Genomic DNA, 1,729 nt, shown 5'->3' on the forward strand with positions numbered 1-1,729 from the left:
GGCCTGTACTCCGGTCTCGGCGCCGTGGCCTTCGCGGCGGAGTGCGTGGCGCGCGGAACCGGCAACTACGCGTCCTTGCGCCAGCGTCTCCGGGCCGGCGTCACCACCGCCGTGGACACGGCCGTCGCACGGGAGACGGCCCGACAGGAGCGACAGGCCCCGAACCCGGGGTTCCGGTCATGGGACCTCATCGAAGGCCTCACCGGCATGGCGGCCTACCTGCTCACCCAGCAGGACAGCGACCGGAACGAACGGCTGCGGTCCGTGCTCCGGTGCCTCGTGGGGCTGACATCACCGGTCATCGTCGACGGGCGCGAGTACCCGGGATGGTGGGTGACGTGCCAGCCTTCGGCCATACCGCAGCCGGGATACGAAGAGGGCCATCTGAACCTGGGGACCGCGCACGGGATCCTCGGACCGCTTGCGATCCTGTCCCTCTCCTGGGAGCACGGGCACCGGGTCCCCGGTCAGGAGGAAGCCGTCCACCGCGTCATGGACACCGTGCTGGACCTGAAATGCCACGACGACGTCGGAGGCTACTGGCCCCGGCACATCCCCCGGCGCGAGCTCTTCGGCTCCGACCGGGCCCCGGCTCCGCTGCCCGGCTACTCCTGGTGCTACGGGACCCCAGGGCTCGCACGCGCCTTCCAGCTCGCCGCGCGGGCGTTCTCGCAGCCGGGATGGGCGACGCAGGGGTTCGACGCACTGCGTTGCATGCTGCGGCGGCCTCACGAAGCGGCGTCCATCATCGAGCCGGGCCTCTGCCACGGCTGGGCCGGCTCCATGCACCTGCTCGGCAGGATCGGCGCGGAGTCCGCGCAACCGGAGTTCACCGAAGCGAGCAGGTCCCTGCGCGCAACCCTGCTCGCCCGCGCCGATGCCGGCCTCCCCTTCGTCTTCCACGTCCCGAACCAGCTCGTCGGACGGAACTTCGACCTGCCCTCCTTCCTCGAGGGCAGCGCGGGCATCGCCCTGGCACTGCTCGCGGCCGAAGACGGGTACCGCCAACCGTCACCCTGGGAACGCGCCATTCTGGCCGCATGAAAGAGGTAGGAATGAAAGAGGCAGGTACGAGAGGGGTTGGCGTCAAAGGGGTAGGCATGCACTCAGCCGACACCCCCGATGTCGCGCACCCCCGGTCCGTCACCGGCATCGACACCGTCATCGACACCGCCCGGCTCGTCCTGCGCGCTCTGCGTCCCGACGACCTCGACGATCTGACTGACTACCACTCGCTTCCCGAAGTCTTCCGGCACCAGGACCACGAGCCGTGGGACCGGGAGCAGCTCTCCCGGATGCTCGCCTTCGAGGTACGGCAGGCCCGGCTGCCCTACGCGGTGACCGGCCGCATCCTGTTGGGCGCCGCCCTCAAGGAGACCGGCCGGATCGTAGGGGAGGTCATGATCGCCGACGTCGGCGGCGTGCACGAGGTCGGCTGCACGTTCCATCCGGATCACCAGGGCCGGGGCCTGGCCACGGAAGCCGTCGGTGCCCTGCTCACCCACGCGTTCGGGCGACTGGGCGTCGAACGCGTCCAGGCGTGCTCCCGCCCCGACAACGCCCGTGCGATCCGGACGCTCGAGGGGCTCGGCATGCACAGGACCGGCAGCACGGACGGATTCTCGGTCTACGAACTCGAAGCACCCCGTCACAGGTAGTGCGGCGCACCGTGTCGCGGTACTTTCCGTTCCACTCCGCCCAGCGGCCGTAGGCCGGGAAGTTGCCGACC

At 70.3% G+C, this 1,729-nt stretch carries 2 protein-coding genes; both read left to right on the forward strand.

Annotation, left to right across the window (positions count from 1 at the left end; all coding sequences use genetic code 11):
* On the forward strand, positions 1 to 1,044 hold a 1,044-nt coding region (locus tag ACFV0Q_RS41355; RefSeq protein ID WP_385013241.1), incomplete at its 5' end, for a lanthionine synthetase C family protein.
* A gap of 56 nt (positions 1,045 to 1,100) precedes the next feature.
* Positions 1,101 to 1,658 carry a GNAT family N-acetyltransferase gene (locus ACFV0Q_RS41360; protein ID WP_385013242.1) on the forward strand — a complete coding sequence of 186 codons (558 nt, stop codon included), beginning with the start codon at positions 1,101 to 1,103 and terminating at the stop codon, positions 1,656 to 1,658.
* Positions 1,659 to 1,729: the final 71 nt, after the last annotated feature.

This window comes from Streptomyces sp. NPDC059564 (genome assembly GCF_042735575.1).
In the GTDB taxonomy this organism is placed as follows: Bacteria; Actinomycetota; Actinomycetes; order Streptomycetales; family Streptomycetaceae; genus Streptomyces.